The sequence below is a fragment of the Anaeromyxobacter terrae genome (assembly GCF_022690685.1).
Classification (GTDB): domain Bacteria; phylum Myxococcota; class Myxococcia; order Myxococcales; family Anaeromyxobacteraceae; genus Anaeromyxobacter; species Anaeromyxobacter terrae.
In genome coordinates this window covers 3,607-20,071 of sequence record NZ_JALCYY010000077.1, presented here as the reverse complement: position 1 = coordinate 20,071, position 16,465 = coordinate 3,607, and the positions used below count along the sequence as shown (strand labels likewise).

The 16,465-nt window shown below is 75.2% G+C and carries 18 protein-coding genes; 12 read left to right on the top strand and 6 right to left on the bottom strand.

Features of this window, described 5'->3' with window-relative positions; genetic code table 11:
- Window positions 1–861, bottom strand: an 861-nt coding sequence (locus tag MNY62_RS22710; protein ID WP_242346623.1) for a hypothetical protein, incomplete at its 3' end; no start/stop codon positions are given.
- Window positions 862–963: 102 nt separating this feature from the next.
- Here MNY62_RS22710 and MNY62_RS22705 point away from each other — a divergent pair.
- Genes MNY62_RS22705 through MNY62_RS22695 form a run of 3 tightly spaced genes read left to right on the top strand, consistent with a single transcriptional unit; the run spans window position 964 to window position 3,182 of the window.
- Entirely contained in the window at window positions 964–1,629 is a 666-nt protein-coding gene (locus tag MNY62_RS22705; RefSeq protein WP_242346622.1) for a DedA family protein, read from the top strand.
- Window positions 1,626–2,606: a transglutaminase domain-containing protein gene (locus MNY62_RS22700; protein ID WP_242346621.1), complete on the top strand. Its 981-nt coding sequence runs from the start codon at window positions 1,626–1,628 to the stop codon at window positions 2,604–2,606. The genes MNY62_RS22705 and MNY62_RS22700 overlap by 4 nt, the downstream gene beginning before the upstream one ends.
- A gap of 48 nt (window positions 2,607–2,654) precedes the next feature.
- Window positions 2,655–3,182, top strand: a complete 528-nt coding sequence (locus MNY62_RS22695; RefSeq protein WP_242346620.1) for a hypothetical protein — start codon at window positions 2,655–2,657, stop codon at window positions 3,180–3,182.
- A gap of 69 nt (window positions 3,183–3,251) precedes the next feature.
- Here MNY62_RS22695 and MNY62_RS22690 read toward each other — a convergent pair whose 3' ends face one another.
- Complete coding sequence (locus tag MNY62_RS22690) at window positions 3,252–4,397, bottom strand: M20 family metallopeptidase (RefSeq protein ID WP_242346619.1); 1,146 nt, start codon at window positions 4,395–4,397, stop codon at window positions 3,252–3,254.
- Between the two features lie 103 nt (window positions 4,398–4,500).
- Between MNY62_RS22690 and argC the strand changes: the two genes are divergently transcribed.
- The 3 genes from argC (at window position 4,501) to MNY62_RS22675 (ending at window position 7,533) form a co-directional block, all read left to right on the top strand.
- Window positions 4,501–5,565, top strand: a complete 1,065-nt coding sequence (gene argC, locus MNY62_RS22685) for an N-acetyl-gamma-glutamyl-phosphate reductase (RefSeq protein WP_242346618.1) — start codon at window positions 4,501–4,503, stop codon at window positions 5,563–5,565.
- Window positions 5,562–6,377: an acetylglutamate kinase gene (argB, locus tag MNY62_RS22680; protein WP_242346624.1), complete on the top strand. Its 816-nt coding sequence runs from the start codon at window positions 5,562–5,564 to the stop codon at window positions 6,375–6,377. The genes argC and argB overlap by 4 nt, the downstream gene beginning before the upstream one ends.
- Before the next feature lie 118 nt (window positions 6,378–6,495).
- On the top strand, window positions 6,496–7,533 hold the full coding sequence (locus tag MNY62_RS22675) for a GTPase (protein ID WP_242346617.1): 1,038 nt from the start codon (window positions 6,496–6,498) through the stop codon (window positions 7,531–7,533).
- 169 nt (window positions 7,534–7,702) lie between these two features.
- On the opposite strand, the gene MNY62_RS22670 is transcribed toward MNY62_RS22675, so the two are convergent.
- Window positions 7,703–9,601: a sulfatase-like hydrolase/transferase gene (locus tag MNY62_RS22670; RefSeq protein WP_242346616.1), complete on the bottom strand. Its 1,899-nt coding sequence runs from the start codon at window positions 9,599–9,601 to the stop codon at window positions 7,703–7,705.
- 279 nt (window positions 9,602–9,880) lie between these two features.
- Between MNY62_RS22670 and MNY62_RS22665 the strand changes: the two genes are divergently transcribed.
- Window positions 9,881–10,477: a class I SAM-dependent methyltransferase gene (locus MNY62_RS22665; RefSeq protein ID WP_242346615.1), complete on the top strand. Its 597-nt coding sequence runs from the start codon at window positions 9,881–9,883 to the stop codon at window positions 10,475–10,477.
- A 79-nt stretch (window positions 10,478–10,556) separates the two neighbouring features.
- On the opposite strand, the gene MNY62_RS22660 is transcribed toward MNY62_RS22665, so the two are convergent.
- Both MNY62_RS22660 and MNY62_RS22655 read right to left on the bottom strand, forming a co-directional pair.
- Window positions 10,557–11,324 carry an ion channel protein Tsx gene (locus MNY62_RS22660; RefSeq protein ID WP_242346614.1) on the bottom strand — a complete coding sequence of 256 codons (768 nt, stop codon included), beginning with the start codon at window positions 11,322–11,324 and terminating at the stop codon, window positions 10,557–10,559.
- 102 nt (window positions 11,325–11,426) lie between these two features.
- On the bottom strand, window positions 11,427–12,452 hold the full coding sequence (locus tag MNY62_RS22655; protein WP_242346613.1) for an arginine N-succinyltransferase: 1,026 nt from the start codon (window positions 12,450–12,452) through the stop codon (window positions 11,427–11,429).
- A 203-nt stretch (window positions 12,453–12,655) separates the two neighbouring features.
- Between MNY62_RS22655 and dtd the strand changes: the two genes are divergently transcribed.
- Together dtd and MNY62_RS22645 are read left to right on the top strand one after the other, a co-directional pair.
- Window positions 12,656–13,105, top strand: coding sequence for a D-aminoacyl-tRNA deacylase (gene dtd / locus MNY62_RS22650; RefSeq protein ID WP_242346612.1), 450 nt, complete (start codon window positions 12,656–12,658; stop codon window positions 13,103–13,105).
- A 16-nt stretch (window positions 13,106–13,121) separates the two neighbouring features.
- Window positions 13,122–13,466, top strand: coding sequence for a histidine triad nucleotide-binding protein (locus tag MNY62_RS22645; RefSeq protein ID WP_242346611.1), 345 nt, complete (start codon window positions 13,122–13,124; stop codon window positions 13,464–13,466).
- A 156-nt stretch (window positions 13,467–13,622) separates the two neighbouring features.
- Here the strand turns inward: MNY62_RS22645 and MNY62_RS22640 are convergent, their stop codons facing one another.
- The gene (locus MNY62_RS22640) at window positions 13,623–14,549 is read right to left on the bottom strand and encodes a helicase SNF2 (protein WP_242346610.1); all 927 of its coding nucleotides are present in this window, start codon (window positions 14,547–14,549) and stop codon (window positions 13,623–13,625) included.
- 111 nt (window positions 14,550–14,660) lie between these two features.
- Here MNY62_RS22640 and MNY62_RS22635 point away from each other — a divergent pair, with 111 nt between their 5' ends.
- From MNY62_RS22635 to aroH, 3 genes are all read left to right on the top strand, one after another.
- Window positions 14,661–15,527 carry an HpcH/HpaI aldolase/citrate lyase family protein gene (locus MNY62_RS22635; protein WP_242346609.1) on the top strand — a complete coding sequence of 289 codons (867 nt, stop codon included), beginning with the start codon at window positions 14,661–14,663 and terminating at the stop codon, window positions 15,525–15,527.
- 94 nt (window positions 15,528–15,621) lie between these two features.
- A complete protein-coding gene (locus tag MNY62_RS22630; RefSeq protein ID WP_242346608.1) occupies window positions 15,622–15,810 on the top strand; it encodes a hypothetical protein in 189 nt (62 codons plus the stop codon).
- A gap of 119 nt (window positions 15,811–15,929) precedes the next feature.
- A complete protein-coding gene (aroH, locus tag MNY62_RS22625; RefSeq protein WP_242346607.1) occupies window positions 15,930–16,283 on the top strand; it encodes a chorismate mutase in 354 nt (117 codons plus the stop codon).
- Window positions 16,284–16,465: the final 182 nt, after the last annotated feature.

The window sequence follows — 16,465 nt, the reverse complement described above, 5'->3', positions numbered from 1 at the left end:
CGCCGTCGCGAGCCGCGCCGCGCGCGCCGCGTCGCCACCGCGGCGGGCGGCGAGGGCGGTGGCGGCGGCCCCCGCGAGCGCGGCGAGGGCGAGCGGACCGGCGGAGAGCGCCTCGAGGAGCGGCCCGCGTGGGACGGCGAGGGCGTCCCAGATCGAGTTCTCCGCCCCCCGCCCGGCGTTGAACCGGAAGAACCAGCTCCAGCGCTCCGGCGCGGCGAGCGCGAACGGGAGGTTCACGGCGAGGACGAGCCCGCCGAGGACCGCCGCGTAGCGGAGGAGCCCGCGCGGGCGAGGACCCGCCGCGAGCGCGGCGAGGGCGGGCGGGACGAGCGTCGCGGGGAAGAGCTTCGCCGAGACGCCGAGCGCTGCCGCCGCCCCGCTCGCCCCGGCCCGGCCGCGCTCCTCCGCGAGGAGCCCCAGGGCGACGAGCGCGATGGGGAGGAGATCCCAGTTGAGCCCGGCGTAATAGACGAGCGCGGGCGTCGCGCCGAGCCACCAGGGGCGCGCGCCGGGGAGCCGCGCGAGCGCCACGAGCGTCAGGGCGAGGCAGGCGGCGAGGAAGAGGTAGGTCGCGGTGAAGTGCCCGAGCGCGCCCCCCGGGACGTACGACGGCAGCCAGAGCGCGAGCCCGAGCAGGACCGGGTACTCGATCCGATCCTCGAGGTAGGGGAGCGGGTGCGCGCCCCCGAGGTAGCGATCGCCGTGCAGCGCGATGACGTCGGAGTAGCAGTGGTGCTGGAACGACCAGAACCGGTAGCCGGCGCCGGCGTGGGCCGCGCCGCGCGCGACGTTGACGTAGCCGGCCGCGAGCCACAGGCCAGCCAGCGCGGCGGTGAGCGCGAGGGAGCGGCGGCGGTCCACGGCGAGGGAATAGCACGCCGGCGCGCCGATCGGTCCGGCGGGCGCGGGTGCGGGCCGGAAGACGGGATCGCCCCGGCGTGGACTCGTGTGTAACATCCGCGCGTGGCCTCGCTCACCGGGCTCGCCCAGACGCTCGCCGACGCCGTCTCGCGCACCGGGCCGGTGGCGCCCCTCATCCTCTTCGCGGCGAGCTTCGTCGAGTACGTGTTCCCGCCGTTCCCCGGCGACCTCGTCGTCGTGCTCGGCGCCTGGTACGCGGTGCACGGCGAGCTCTCCTGGCCGGCGACCTTCGTCTCGGTCACCGCCGGCGCGGTGCTCGGCGCCTGGGTCGATTACCGGATCGGCGCCGCGCTCGGGCGCCGCCTCGATCGGAGCCTCGCGCGCCGGCGGCCGCTCTCCGAGGAGCGGCTGCTGCGCTTCGAGGCGAGCTACCGGCGCTGGGGCGCGCTCCTCCTCGTCGCGAACCGCTTCTTCCCGGGGCTCCGCGCCTTTCTCTTCCTCGCCGCGGGCGCGTCCGGGATCCCGCTCCGTCGGGTGCTCCTCTACGGCGGCCTCTCCGCGGCGCTCTGGAACGCGGTGCTCCTCGCGGCGGGTGCGCTGTTCGCCCGCAACCTGGAGGAGCTCGTGCTCCTCTTCGAGCGCTACACCCACGCCGCCTGGATCGCCGTCGCGATCGGCGCCGCGCTCGCCCTCGCGGGCCTCGCGTGGCGACGCGCACGGAGCCGTGCGGCGCGGAAGGTTGCCCGCGCAGCCGGAGAGAAGCGGTGAGCATCGCCTCGACCGTCGCCCTGCTCGCGGCGCTGGCGCTGCCCGAGGGGACCGCGCGCTACCGCGTGGAGGTGGGTGGCGAGACGATCGGCGCGGCCGAGCTCGTCGTGCGCTGCGAGGGCCCACGCTGCCAGGTGGTCTTCGAGACGCGCCTGCGCCTCCCGGAGGAGGCCGGGGGCGCGGTGACCGCGCGTCGCTTCGAGACCGACGTCGATCGCGACGGCCGTGCCACCGGCGGGATCCGCCGGACGCGCGACCGAGCGGTCACGCGGGACGCCGCGCCCGCGGGCCGCGTCCCGGCGGCGCTCGCCGAGAGCCTGCTCGCCTCGGCCGCGAGGGAGGGCGAGGGGACCGTCTGCCTCGAGGCGTTCGAGGAGGAGACGCTCGTCCTCGGCCGGGCGTGCGGCGCGTGGGAGGGAGGCGTGCTCGGCGCGACCGTGCTCGGCGTGCGCGAGCGGGTCGCGCCCGGTCCGGGCGGCTTCCCGGCGGCGATCGAGCTCCCCGAGCAGGGGACGCGCTTCGTGCGCGACGTGCGGGCCGCCGTCCCGCCGCGGCCGCCGTCCCTCGCGGTCCGCGTGACGGGCCCGGCCGATCCCGCCCGCGCGGCGAGCTTCTGCGGCGTGCCGCTCGATCCGCCGCCGCCCGCGCCGGTCTCGCGGCTCCCCGCGCCCGCCGCGCCGGGGGAGAGCTGCCGGGAGAAGACCGCCGCCTACCTCGCCCGGGCCGCAGCGCGCGGACACGACGGGCGCACCGCGCTCGGGGTCGCCTGGGACGGCGCGCGCTTCGTCTGGCACGCCTGGGCGGAGGTGCGCGACGGCGATCGCTACGTCCCGGTCGACCCTGCGTTCGGCGAGCTGCCCGCGCGCGGGCCGCGCTTCACGGTCGCGCGCTACGGCCCCGGCGACGGCCCGGCGGCCCTCGCGGCCGGGCGGCGCGTCGTCGCATGCTGGGGCCGGGCGGCCGTGCTCGCCCGCTGAGGCGTCGCGCCTCGAGCATCGGCGCGCGTCCGGCCGCATCTTCCCGGCGTGGACCTCATCGCGTGCTACGTGGAAGATCACCTCGCCCTGTCGCTCGGCGGCGTCCGGCTCGCTCGCCGGGCGCTCGGCGAGAACCGCGGCTCGTCCTACGCGGGGCTGCTCGAGCGCCTCCTCCCAGAGCTGCAGGAGGAGCGGGAGCTGCTCCGGGACGTCCTGCGCGCGCTCGGCGGCTCGCCGAGCGGGCTCAAGGAGGCGGCGGTGATGCTGGGCGAGCTCGCCGGAAGGCTGAAGCCGAACGGGCGCCTCCTCTCCTACTCGCCGCTCTCGCGCGTCTGGGAGCTCGAGGCGCTCACGGCCGGGTCGGAGTCGCGGCGCGGGCTCTGGAACGCGCTCGCCCGCGCGCAGCGGCGGGACGCGCGGCTCGAAGGGTTCGACCTCGAGGCGCTCGAGGCGCGCGCCCGGCGCCAGCGCGACGAGCTCGAGCGCTGGCGGCTCCGGGCGGCGGACGAGGCGTTCGGGACGGCGCCGCGCCGGCGGGCGCGGAGCAGGAGCCCGGCGCCGCAGCCGGCGCGGTGAGCTGACGCGAGGGCCCGGGAGCAGCGGCGGGGCGGGGGCGAAGCCTGGCGCAGCCCCCGCTGGATCATTTCACCCGCGCCGCGCGAGGAAGCGCAGGAACGCGGTCGCCTTCGGCACGAGGGTCGAGAGGTCCACCTCCTCGGCCAGGGTGTGGAAGCCCTTCCCGCGCGGGCCGAGGCCGTCGATCGACGGGATCCCCGCCGCGCCGGTGGTGCAGGCGTCGGAGCCGCCGCCGACGAGCTGCGCCTCTCCGAGGCCGAGGCCGCTCGCGCGCTGGCAGTCGCCGTACTCCTTGGCGAGCGCCGAGGACGCCTGCGTGCGCTCGAGCGGATCGCGCCAGCCGCCGCGCGAGAGCTCGATCGTCGTGCCGGGGACGGCGGCCTCCGCGGCGATCGCCTGGACCGCCTCGCCGAGCCGCTGCCCGTCCTCCACCGTCTCGAAGCGCAGGTCCACGTCGCAGCGCGCCTCGGCCGGCACGGTGTTCTTCGTCGTGCCGCCGGAGACGAGCCCGACGCTCGCGGTGAGGCCGCGCTCGTAGTCGGTGAGCGCCTGGACGCGGTCGATGAAGCGCGCGATCGACCAGATCGCGTTCCGGCCCTTGTCGTGCTCGTTCCCGGCGTGGGCGGCGACGCCGCGCGCCTCGGCGTGGAGCGAGCCGACGCCCTTGCGCCGCGTGACGAGCAGATCGCCCGGCCGGCCCGACTCGAAGCCGAGCGCGCAGGCGGCGCCCTGCGCGTGGGCGCGGATGAGCGGTTGCGACTCGGGGGAGCCCACCTCCTCGTCGGCGACGAGGATGCCCTTCACCGGCACGCGCTCGAGGAGGCCGGCGCGCTTCGCGGCGACGAGCCCGAAGAGCATCACCGCGATCCCGCCCTTCATGTCGAAGACGCCCGGCCCCACCGCGCGGCTGCCCTCGCGCCGGAAGCCCTCGAACGTGCCCGGCGGGAAGACCGTGTCCGTATGGCCGATGAGGAACACCGGCGCCCCTTCCGCCGGGCCACTGAAGAGCAGGTGCGGGCCGAAGCGCGCGGACGGGCGGAGCTCGACGGAGAGACCGAGCGTGCGGAGCTGCCCGGCGACGAGGTTCGCGACCGCCTGAACGCCGGCCTTGTTGGCGGTGAAGGAGTTGACCGCGACGAGCCGCTCGAGGAGCGACTCGATCGCGCCGCGCTGGCCCGCGAGCCAGGTGAGGGCGTCGTCGATGCGGCCGGCCATGGGCGTCGAGCCTCCGGGTTCGCGAGCGCGGGGGCGACCTCGCCCTCGGCGGACCGCGCCGGCGGCTGGCCGGGCGCGGGAGACCCCGGTATAAGGGCGGCGCATGGCACCGGGCAAGCGCTACCGGGCCGCGGTGATCGGCGGCTCGGGCTACGGCGGCGCGGAGATGATCCGCCGCCTCCTCATCCACCCCGACGTGGAGCTCGTCCGCGTCGCCTCGATCGACTTCGTGGGCGAGCCGCTCGCCGCGGCGGATCCGGCGCTCGAGGGGGTGACCGACCTCGTCTTCGAGGGCGTCCCGCCCGCCGAGGCGGCGCAGGGGGTGGACGTCGTCCTCCTCGGCCTCCCGCACACGGTCGCCGCGTCCAAGGTCCCCGAGCTCGCCGCGCTCCCCGGCCTCAAGGTCGTGGACATGAGCGGCGACTTCCGGCTGAAGGACGTCGCCGCGTACGAGCGCTGGTACAAGCACACGCACCCCTGCCCCGAGCGGCTCCGCGACTTCGTCTACGGCCTCCCCGAGCTGAACCGCGAGCGGATCCGCGCCGCCCGCTTCGTCGCCTCGCCCGGCTGCTTCGCGACCACGATCGAGCTCGCGCTCCTGCCGCTCGCGAGGGCCGGGCTCCTCGAGGGCGTCGTCCACGTGCAGGGCATCACCGGCTCGTCCGGCTCGGGCGTCGCGCCGTCGGCCGGCACGCACCACCCGGTCCGCGCGAACAACCTCCGCACCTACAAGCCGCTCGAGCACCAGCACGTCCCGGAGATCACCGAGACGCTGGCGCAGGCGGGGGCGAGGGACCTCGCGCTCCGCTTCGTGCCGGTCTCGGCGCCGCTCTCGCGCGGCATCTTCGCGACCGCCTTCCTCGAGCTGCCGGAGGAGTGGACGCAGGAGCGGCTCGATCGGCTCTTCCGCGAGACCTACGCCGGCGAGCCGTTCGTGCGGGTGCCGAGGAGGCGCCTGCCGGAGGTCGCCGCGGTGTCCGGCTCGAACTACGCCGAGGTGGGCGTCTCCGCCGGCGCGGCGCGCGCGGGGCGGCGCACCGTCACCTGCTTCGGCGCGACCGACAACCTCGTGAAGGGCGGGGCGGGGCAGGCGATCCAGAACATGAACCTCATCCTCGGGCTCGACGAGAAGGCCTCGCTCGCCGACCCGGGCCCGTGGCCGCCATGAAGACCATCGTGCTGAAGCTCGGGGGCGAGATCGTCCACGCGCCCGAGCTCTCCGTCATCGCCCGCGACCTGCGCACGCTCGTCGACGGCTTCAACCGCGTGGCGATCGTCCACGGCGGCGGGCCGCAGGCGACCGCGCTCCAGAAGACGCTCGGCCTCGAGACGCGGATGGTGGCCGGCCGCCGCTACACCGACGCGCAGACCCTCGAGGTGATGAAGTACGTCGTCGCCGGGCAGCTCAACGTCGATCTCTGCGCGCGGCTGCTCGCGAGCGGCGTCATGGGCGTGGGGCTCCACGGCGCGAGCGGGCACATGATCCAGGCGCGCCGCCGCCCGCCCCGCGTCATGAAGGGCGCCGGACCCGAGCCGGTCGACCTCGGCCTCGTCGGCGACGTGCTCGGGTTCAACCTGCCGCTCCTCGGCGACCTCTTCGAGCGGCGCTACGTCCCGGTCATCGCCTGCCTCGGCTGCGACGCGCAGGGGCAGATGCTGAACATCAACGGCGACACGGTCGCGAGCCAGCTCGCCGGCGCGCTCGGGGCGGACGCGCTCGTGCTCGTCACCTCCACCCCGGGCGTCCTCCGCGACGTCGCCGATCCTTCGTCGCGCATCCCTCGCATCACCCACGCCGAGTTCGAGCGGATGGTGGCGGACGGGACGATCTCGGGCGGGATGATCCCCAAGCTCGACGAGTCGTTCGCGGTCCTCGCCTCCGGGGCGAAGTCGGTCGTCATCGTGGGGAAGCTCGGCGAGGGCGACCTCGCCCGCGCGGTCTTGGACCCGGGGAGCGCGGGGACGGTGCTGGTCGGCTAGCTGCGGCGCACGACACCCGGCCGTCTCGGGTCTCGTGCGCCTCGCTGGCGGTCGCGCCGAGCGACCCGCAGAGCGGGCGCCCGCCCGCTCGGTGTGGCCCACGCGGGTCCGGCCCGCGATGACCGCGCCCCGGTACGCGGCGGAGGCCGCCACGATCACCTCCGTGCCCGCGAACCTCACCGCCCAGTACAAGGACGCGGAGCTCCGCTTTCGCGAGGCGGCGAGCCACGACGACAAGCGCGAGGCGCTCCGCGAGATGATCGCGCTCCTCCCGAAGCACAAGGGAACGGAGAAGCTCCACGCCGATCTCAAGAAGCGGCTCGCCAAGCTCGAGGAGGAGGGCGAGCGCGCGCGCGCGAGCGGCGTCCACCGCGCCGACCCCGCGCACGTGCGCCGAGAGGGGGCCGGCCAGTGGGTGCTCCTCGGGCCGCCCAACGCCGGCAAGTCCTCGCTCCTCGCCGCGCTCACGCACGCGCACCCCGAGGTCGGCGAGTACCCGTTCACGACGCGCGCGCCGCTGCCGGGGATGATGGCGTTCGAGGACGTGCAGGTGCAGCTCGTCGACACGCCGCCCGTCGCGCCCGGCCACACCGAGGCCTACTTGCCGAACCTCGCGCAGGGCGCGGACGGCGTGGTCGTCGTGCTCGACCCGACCGCCGACGACGTCGAGGCGGCGTTCGCGGCGGTGCTGGAGGTCCTCTCGCGCGGGCACGTCTGGCCGCGCGGCCGCGCGCTCCCGCCTGACGCCTCGCCGCTCCTCGTCGCCCGCCCGGTGCTCGTCGTCGCGACGCGCCGCGATCTCGACGAGGACGGCACGTTCGCGGCGCTCGCGCGCGAGGCGGTCGGCGAGCACCTGCCGTTCTTCGCGGTGTCAGCGACGCGCGGGGACGGCCTCGACGCGCTGCGGCCCGAGCTCTTCCGCGCCCTCGGCCGGATCCGCGTCCACACGAAGGAGCCGGGGAAGAAGCCGGATCTCGGGAAGCCCTTCGTGCTCCCCGCCGGCGCGACCGTGCACGACCTCGCGCTCGTCGTGCACCACGAGGTCGCTGCCCACCTCAAGTTCGCGCGGATCTGGGGCCACGCGCGCTTCGAGGGGCAGCAGGTCGATCGGCACCATGTGCTGGCCGACGGGGACGTGGTCGAGCTGCACGCTTAGCTCGGCGCACGATCCCGGGCCTGCGGCGGGCGTCCTCGCTCCTTGCGCCTGCGGCGCACTGCCAGGCGCCGCTGTGCGCGGCTTCAAGGAGAGGTACGCCTCGGCGCGCGTCGCTGCGGTCGCCCGCCTGGGCTCCGGTCTCGTGCGCCTCTCACCCGCCCGCGGAGCGCTAACGCCGCTGCTCGCCCGCCGTCGCGGAGGCGGGGAGCGGGCGCGCCGCGTGCGCGGGGGCGACCTCCTCGCCGCGCATCGCGCGCATGATCTTTCCCGCGTTCGCGGCGAGGCGGGCGCTGCCGTCGGGGAGCGGCCGGTCCTCGGGATCGGTGACGCTCGCGCCGGCGAGGCCGGCGAACACCGTCACCTTGAGGTCCTTGCCGACCACCGCGTAGCGCGGCTCCCAGCCGACGGTCGAGAGCACGAAGCGATCGTCGGGGGAGTCGAACGCGGAGAGGCCGTCGGAGTGGAGCGACGGCGGGTGCGTGTCGCCGAGCAGAGAGAAGATCGTCGGGACGAAGTCGACGTGGCTCGTCGGCGCGTCGTGCACGCCCGCGGGGATCCCCTCGCCGAGCACCACGAACGGCACGTGGATCTGCTCGTTCGTCACCGCCGAGCCGTGGCCGAGGTGACCCTTCTCCCGGAACTCCTCGCCGTGATCGCCGGTGAAGAGCACGAGGGGCTTCTTCCCGCGGGTCCGCTCGAACCAGGAGAGGAACTCCTCCAGGGTCCCGTCGAGCGCGTAGGCCGCGTTCTTCGCGCGGTTGCGGATCTGGTCCGCGGGGGCGGTGGTGGCCTTGATGCCCCCCGCGCCGTCCCAGGCCGGCCGGAACGGCTCCTGGCCGGGCGGGTAGAAGTAGTTGAAGTGCGTCCCGTACAGGAAGACGAACATGAAGAGCGGCTGCTCGCGCGGGACCGCCTCGGCCATCTTCCGCGCGTCCGCGAGGAGCTGCGGATCGCGATCCCCCCAGCCCTCGCCGTCGCAGCGGTTCTTGAGGTCCTCGGCGGAGACGCCCGCGAACACCGTCTCGCGGAGGTCCATCCAGTCGAGGCAGGAGGCGGAGAGCGCCTTCACGGCGTATCCGTTCTCGCGCAGCGCCGGGAAGAGCACCGGGCGGCGGCCCGCGCCGAGGGTCGCCTCGAGCTTCTGCGCCTGGAGCCCGTAGAGGAGGCTGAAGATCGTGTAGTGCGTCGCGACCGCGCCCGCGTAGTGGCGCGTGAAGCGCGCGCCGGCCTCGGAGCGGCGCCAGAGGTTCGGCATGACGTCGGGCGCGAGGTGCGTCGCGGGGAGGCTCTCCGCGACGATGAACAGCACGTCCGGCCTGCGCGTGAAGCGGATCTCCTGCGGCGCGATCCCGGCGGGCAGCCGGAGCGACTCCTGGCCGGCGAACTGGTCCACCGCCCGCTTCCCGAAGAGGCGCGAGTAGATGCCGCCCATCCGTACCGGCACCTGGAGCGGCAGGACTCCGGAGGCGGCGAACATCGCCGGGCCGCCGAGGTAGACGAGCCCCGCCCCGTAGACGCGCTCCGCCGCGGCCGCGAGGACGAGCGTGAGCGCGAGGGTCCACGCCCGCCGCCCGGTCGCGAAGCGCCGGATGAACCAGGCGCCCACCGCGACGTCGAGCGCCACGAAGAGCGCGGCGAGCGCGAGGAACATCGCGACGTCGCCCGGAGACACGCCGGTCTCCTTCAGCGCGTACGGCTGGAACAGCACGCGCACGAAGAAGCCGTTCATGTGGAAGCCGACCGCCCCGAAGATCCGGCTGTCGAGCGCGACGACGCTCGTCGCGAGCCCGAGCACGGCGGGCGCGGCGAAGCGGTAGGCGCGCGGGCGCAGCGAGAAGGGGAGGGCGACCGCGAACGCGCCGAGCGCGAGGAGCGCCGCCTGGGGCAGGAAGGTGGGCCACAGCGGCGCCCGGTACGCCGCGGGCGCGTTGCGGACCGCCGCCGCGATCGAGGTCGCGTACAGGGCGAGGAAGAGCGGGACGTGCAGGAGCGACCAGACGAGCGCCGGGAACCGGTACCCGGCCCCGCCCCGCGTCGCCCCGGCGCCGACATCGAGCGCACGGGACATTCGGTCGCGGAACGTAGCACCACCCGTCCCCGGTCGCCACCCGACGGGGAGCGGGCGAGCGGGCGGTCACTCGCGAGGGCGCGGCGGCTCCCGCGATCGGGGTCGCGGTCGCGGTACGGGTCGGGGTCGGGGTCGAGGTCGAGGTCGGGCGTCGCAATCGCGGTCGCGGTCGACGAGCGCTCTTGCGTGCGCGCGGGAGGGGCGACAAGAAGAACGGACCGCCGTCCGTGCGCTGGCCGCCCGCCGCGCGCCGCCGGCGGAGACGAGCGAGGGAGCGAGATGTCCGAGGGACCGCGCCGCGACTTCGAGGCCGCCTACCAGGCAGGGACGCCGCCCTGGGACATCGGCCGGCCGCAGCCCGAGATCGTGAAGCTCGCCGAGGAGGGCGAGGTGAAGGGCACCGTGCTCGACGTTGGCTGCGGCACCGGCGAGAACGCCCTCCACCTCGCGAGCCTCGGCCGGCGCGTCGTCGGCGTGGACGGCTCGCCCGCCGCCATCGAGGGCGCGCGCCAGAAGGCCGCCGAGCGCGGGCTGCCGGTGGCGTTCCACGTCGCCGACGCGCTCCAGCTCGGGCGCCTGCACCTGCGCGTCGAGACGGTCGTCGACTGCGGGCTCTTCCACGTCTTCTCGGACGAGGAGCGCCGCCCGTACGCGGAGTCGCTCACCGAGGTGCTCTCGCCCGGCGGCATGCTCCACATCCTCTGCTTCTCCGACGCGGAGCCGCCCGGCCAGGGCCCGCGCCGGGTCGCGGAGTACGACCTCCGCTCGACGTTCCGATCGATCTTCGCGATGGTGCGCATCCGCCCGGCCCTGTTCGAGAGCCTCATCCACCCCGGCGGCGCGAAGGCCTGGCTCGCGACGTTCGTGCGGGTCTGATCGTCCCGGAAGAAGCGAAGGGCCGCGCCTCCTCGAGGGAGGGCGCGGCCCCGGTGCGGCAGGTGTCAGGACGTGCGGGCTAGAAGATCGTCCACTGCACCATGATCTGCGGGGAGGAGGTCACCGTCGCCTCCGTCTCGCCGAAGCCGTAGCCGCGGTGGATGAACCACTCGACGCCGGCGTGGAGCTTGCCCTTCGGGCCGCCCGCGACGCCGAGCACGTCGACGAGCAGCTCGGGCTGCGCCCAGATCTCGACGGCGTTGTCGCGCGCGCCGTCCTTCGTGCCGTTCACGTCGACGAAGCCCGTGAAGAGGAACGGCACCGGGCCGACGGCGAACGGCACCGTCCAGTACGGCGAGATCTGCCACTGGTGATCGGCGAACTTGTCGTAGCGGTAGTAGAGGTTCAGGCCCAGCACCCAGCCCGGGGGCGCGACGAAGTCGAACCCGACGCCGCCGAGGTAGGCGTAGAAGTTGGAGCCCTGGTTCACCTCGCCCGCGAGTCCCCAGTTCCGGATGATGCCGCCCAGCGGCGCCTTCTGGCCGAGCAGGTCGTTCAGGAACAGGCGCGGGTGCCACTCGACGTAGGCGCCCGTCGCGTCCTCGCCGCCCACGCGGCCGCGGGTCAGGTCCGTGAAGAAGAAGCTGTCGCCGTGCTCCCACGTGGAGAAGTGGTTGAGCGTCAGCGTCGTGAGGCGCCCATGGTCGTAGTTGCCGAGCGCGTCGTCGAAGTTGTAGCCCTGGAGCAGCTGGACGTTCGTGGTGGAGAACCCGCCAGCGCGCGCGGCGGGCGCGAGCGCGACGAGCGCGATCGCGAGGAGGCCTCGGAGGAGAGAGGAGAGGTTCATGGGGCGACGCTTCTAGCGCAGCCCTCTGACGCTCGAAAGGGTCTTCCCTCACCCGGGGTTGCTTCGCGCTCCGTGGAGACCGGGGGGGCGGGGCCGCGGCGGCTACTCGAACGGCACGAGGTGGAGCCGCTCGCCCGGCTCCGCACCCAGAATCTCGCGCGACTTCGCGGGGATGCGCACCATCTCGCCGTCGATCCGCGCCGGGGTACGCACGGCGCGGAAGCGGATCTTCCCCTCCGTCCGGTAGAGCCCGACGAGCCGCTCCTCGCCGTCGCGCTCGAGAGGCTCCTCCGAGAGCTTCGCCCGGCGGTAGGCGCGCACGAGCGTCACGTCCTCGAGGCGCGCCTCGTAGTGCGGCCCGCCGTCGAACGGGTCGATGCGGCTCACGTAGTGGAAGCCGAGCCGGTCGAGCATCCGCCGCACGGGCTCGGTGGCGGGGCCCACCTTGCCGAGGTTCTTCTGCACCTGCTCCGGGAACAGGGTGGCGTACACGTCCACCGGCGGGAAGAGCTGCTGGATGAACTCCTTGTTCTCGCGGCTCTTCTTGTCGGCGGTCTGGTAGTCGAGGTCGGTGAAGCGCTTGCCGAACGCCTCCCAGAACGCGCTGCGGCCGTCCTTCGTGAGCGGCGGCATGAGCTCCGCGAGCACCTTCTCTCGGAAGCGGTCGCGGAACATCGCCATGTAGAGGAAGCGCACGTAGGCGAGCTGCTTGCCGGCGCGCGCCTCGCCGCCGCGCTCCTCCGGATCCACCACCAGCCCGCCGATCTCGGTCGGCCCGTCGAAGTGGTAGCCGATCGAGAGGACCTGGTGCTTGAAGTGCCGGTCGATCGTCGACGAGTAGTGCTCGCGCTCGGACACGTCGAAGAACGTGCAGGGCGACTCGCGCGTGCCGTGCTGGGCGATCACCATGGAGGTGCCGACGATCCGGCCCGAGCGCGGCTCCTCCGCCACGAAGACGTAGGAGCGCTGCAGCGGGTCGCGGATCTTCCCCGAGAAGCTCCGGACCGAGTGGTCGATGATGCGGGCGAGGGCGCGCTCGTCGTACGGCAGGTTGACGGTGTTGAGGACCTTCGCGAGCCGGGCGAGGCTCGCGAGATCGGACTTCTGCGCGTCGCGGAGGAGGAGCATGCGTCGGGTCGGGAGGACTAGCACGGGCCCCCAGGGCTGTCACCCGCGGGGAACCCGCCCGCCCCGCGCGGATCCCACGAGGGAGGCGGCGCGCGTTCGGGCTTCGCCCGTCGGCGGTCGCCGGATCCTGCCCGGCCGTTGGGAGTCCCGTCGCCCGCTCGGGAACGTTGAACGCGGCGCGCCGGCGTGACATGGGGAACGCCATGCGCGCGGTCGTGCAGCGGGTCTCCCGGGCCGAGGTCCGGGTCGAGGGGCGGGTCACCGGGGCGATCTTCCGCGGCCTGCTCGTGCTCCTCGGCGTCGCGCGCGAGGACGGGCCCGCCGACGCGGACCTCCTCGCCGAGAAGATCGCCGGCCTGCGGATCTTCGAGGACGAGGGCGGCAAGATGAACCTCGCCGTCCAGGAGGTCGGGGGCGGGGTGCTCGTCGTCTCGCAGTTCACGCTGCTCGGCGACGCGCGCAAGGGCAACCGGCCGAGCTTCGTCGACGCCGCGAACCCCGAGACCGCGAGCGCGCTCTACGAGCGCGTCTGCGCGCGCCTCCGCGACAAGGGGCTCACCGTCGCGACCGGCGTCTTCCGCGCGCAGATGGAGGTCGAGCTCGTGAACGACGGCCCGGTCACGATCCTGCTCGACTCGCGCCGCCTGTTCTAGCCCGGAGGTCTCCCCGATGTCCGACTGCCTCTTCTGCAAGATCGTCGAGAAGAAGATCCCCGCGCGGATCGTCCACGAGGACGCCGACACCGTCGCGTTCGAGGACGTGAACCCGCAGGCGCCCACGCACGTGCTCGTCGTCCCGCGCAAGCACGTCGCGACGATGATGGATCTCGGCCCGGACGACGACGCGCTCGTCGGCAAGCTCTTCCGGGCGGGCGCAGCGATCGCGAAGGCGCGCGGCATCGACGGCCCAGGCTACCGGGTGGTCATGAACCACAACCGCGACGCCGGCCAGAGCGTGTTCCACATCCACCTGCACGTCATGGGCGGCAGGCGCATGGGATGGCCGCCGGGCTAGTACGGCGCACACCTGCGGCGGGCGTCCTCGCTCCTTGCGCCTGCGGCGTACGGAGGCAGTACGCCTCGGCGCGCGTCGCTGCGGTAGCCCGCCTCGGCTCCGGCCTCGTGCGCCTGCGCTGCCGCGAGCGACGAGGGCCTGCGCGCGTCCGGTCGTTCAGTAGCCCGAGTACCCCGGCGCCGCGGGCGCGACGGCGCCTGCGCCGGTGCCCTGGGCCGGCGCGCCCTCCTGCGCGAGGCGGTTGGCCGCCCGCGCGGCGAGGGCGGCGCGCCAGAGCGCAAGCCGCGCGGAGTAGAGGTCGCCGCGCGAGAGCGCCTCGCGCGCCTCCGCGACGTGGACGGAGCTCTCGCCCATCCCCGCCGCCTCGTCCCGCGCGCCGAAGGTCTGTGCGTCCCGCCGCGTGCGCTCGAGCGCGTCCGCCTGCGTCGCGAGCGCGGCGTCGATGCCCGCCGCGTCGCCCTGCGAGAGCGAGCGCATCGCCTGATCGAGCTCGCCGAGCGTGGCGCCGGTCGCCTGGGCGCGCGCCGCGGTCGCCTCGGTCGCGGCCGCCTCGCGCCGCGCCTCCTCCGCCTCGCGCGCCGCGAGCCGCGCCTCGAGCGCGTCGGCCCGCGCGCGCTGCGAGTCGACCTCGCCGCGCAGGTCCTCGAGCTCCTTATGGAGCTGCTCGAGCTCGGCGGTGCGCTGCGCGTCGTCGAGCGCCTGCGCGTCGAGCCGGAGCTGCTCCTCGCGCTGCGCCGCCTCGCGATCCGCGGCCGCGCGGTCCCCTTCCGCCGCGCCCACCGCGGGCCGCGCGATGCCCGCCGCCGCGTTGCGTGCGCGCGCACCCGGCGACGCCTCGCTCGGCGGCGAGGTCTCTGCGCCCTGCGCAGGAGCCGCTGCCGGCTGTCCGGACGGACCTCCCGGAGCCTTCGTGGCGGCCGCCGCGTCCGGGGCCCGGGCGCCGGGGCTCGCCTCCTGCGCCGTCGAGGCGTCCGCCGCGGCGGGCTGCTGGGGGTCGAGCGCCCGGGAAGCCGCCCCGGAAGCGGACGCAGCGGGAGGCGCCTGCGCGGCGAGGAGCACGATCACGGCGGCGGTGAGCGTCATGACACCCGGAGCATTTGGCGCCCGGGGGCTCCTCGCAACCGCCCGCGACGGCGGGCTGGGCGGCGCCCGCGCGCTCTGGCAGGCTCGGCGCCGAACGCCCCAGGAGGCCCCGTGCCCGTACGCCCTCGTCGCAGCGTCCTCTACGTCCCCGGCGCGAACGCCCGCGCGATCGAGAAGGCGCGCGCGCTCGACGCCGACGCCCTCATCCTCGACCTCGAGGACGCGGTCGCGCCTGCCGCGAAGGTCGAGGCCCGCGCGCGCGTCCTGGAGGCGCTCGCGGCCGGCGGCTTCGGGCACCGCGAGCGCGCCGTGCGCGTGAACGGGCTCGCGACGCCGTGGGGCGCGGACGATGTCGCGGCCCTGGCGCGCGCCGGCGCGGACGCGGTGGTGCTGCCCAAGGTCGAGTCCGCCGCGGAGGTGCACGCGGCGGAGGCGGCGCTCGCGGCGGCCGGCGCGCCGGACGGGCTCGCGCTCTGGTGCATGATCGAGACGCCGCGCGGGGTCCTCGCCTCCGCCGAGATCGCCCGCGCCTCGCCGCGGCTCGCCTGCCTCGTCGCGGGCACGAGCGACCTCGTGAAGGACCTCGGCGCGCGCCACACGCCGGGACGGCTCGAGGTGCTGACGAGCCTCGGGCTCATCGTGCTCGCCGCGCGCGCCGCCGGCCTCGCCGCGCTCGACGGCGTCCACCTCGACCTCGGCGACGACGCGGGGCTCGAGGCGAGCTGCCGGCAGGGGCGCGACCTCGGCTTCGACGGGAAGACCCTCATCCACCCGAGGACGATCGCCGCCGCGAACCGCGCGTTCGCGCCGGACGCCGCCGAGCTCGAGGAGGCGCGCCGCGTGATCGCCGCGCACGCCGCCGCGGAGGCGGCGGGGCAGGGGGTGGTGGTGGTGGACGGGCGTCTCGTCGAGGCGCTGCACGTCGCCGCGGCGCGCCGGCGCGTGGCGCTCGCCGAGGCCATCGCGGCGCGAGGATGAGGTACGCCGGGGGCCCGGCGGACAGCGCCCGCTCGTTTGACAGGAGCGCCCGCGGGCGGTTACGCTCCGGTTGAAAATGAGAATCACTCGCAACATGGAAGAGGCCGTGCCCGCTCCCCCGGAGGGCTGCGACGACGTCCGCTGCGGCTGTGGCAGCCTGCTCGCCCGCGTCGTCGAGGGGGCGGTCGAGCTCAAGTGCCGCCGCTGCAAGCGCGTCTGGCGGCTGCCTGTCCAGGGCGACCTCCGCCCGCTCGGCCCGTCGCCGCACACCGACCCGCGGTGAAGTCCGGCGCCGCGCGCCCGCGCCGCGCCTCGCGCGCGTCGGGCGCGCCCGCCCTCGGCCGGCCGCCGCCCCGCGCGGTGGACAGGGGTGTGCCCATTCCGTAGACTCCTCCGCTCCCGATGCGCGGAATCCGTGGGGCGACGCAGGTCGCGGCGAACAGCGTGCCGGCCATGGAAGAGGCCGTCGTCGAGCTGTGCCGTGAGATCGAGCGACGGAACGAGATCGGCCCGGCGGACATCGTCTGGGCCATCTTCACCGTGACGCACGATCTCGACGCCGACTTCCCCGCCCGCTCGGCGCGGGTCGCCGGGTGGACGAGCGTCCCCATGATCTGCTCCCAGGAGATCCCGGTGCCGGGCTCCATGCCCCGGGTGGTGCGCGTGCTCCTGCACGTGGACTCCGCCGGGCCGCGCAGCCACGTGTATCTTCGCGGCGCGCAGGCGCTGCGGCCGGATCTGCACCGGGAGCCGTGACGGGCGGGCGAGATGACCGATCATGATTCGTGAACAGTCAACGAGCGAAGCGAGCCCGCCGGGGCGCCACCGCGTTAGCGGCGAAGCCGCCCGCGGCGGCGCACGGGACCCGGCGAGCCGGGGTGGGGCCCCGACGAGCCCCGCGCGGCGGGGCGGGGGCGCAGCCCCCGGTGTGAGAGGCA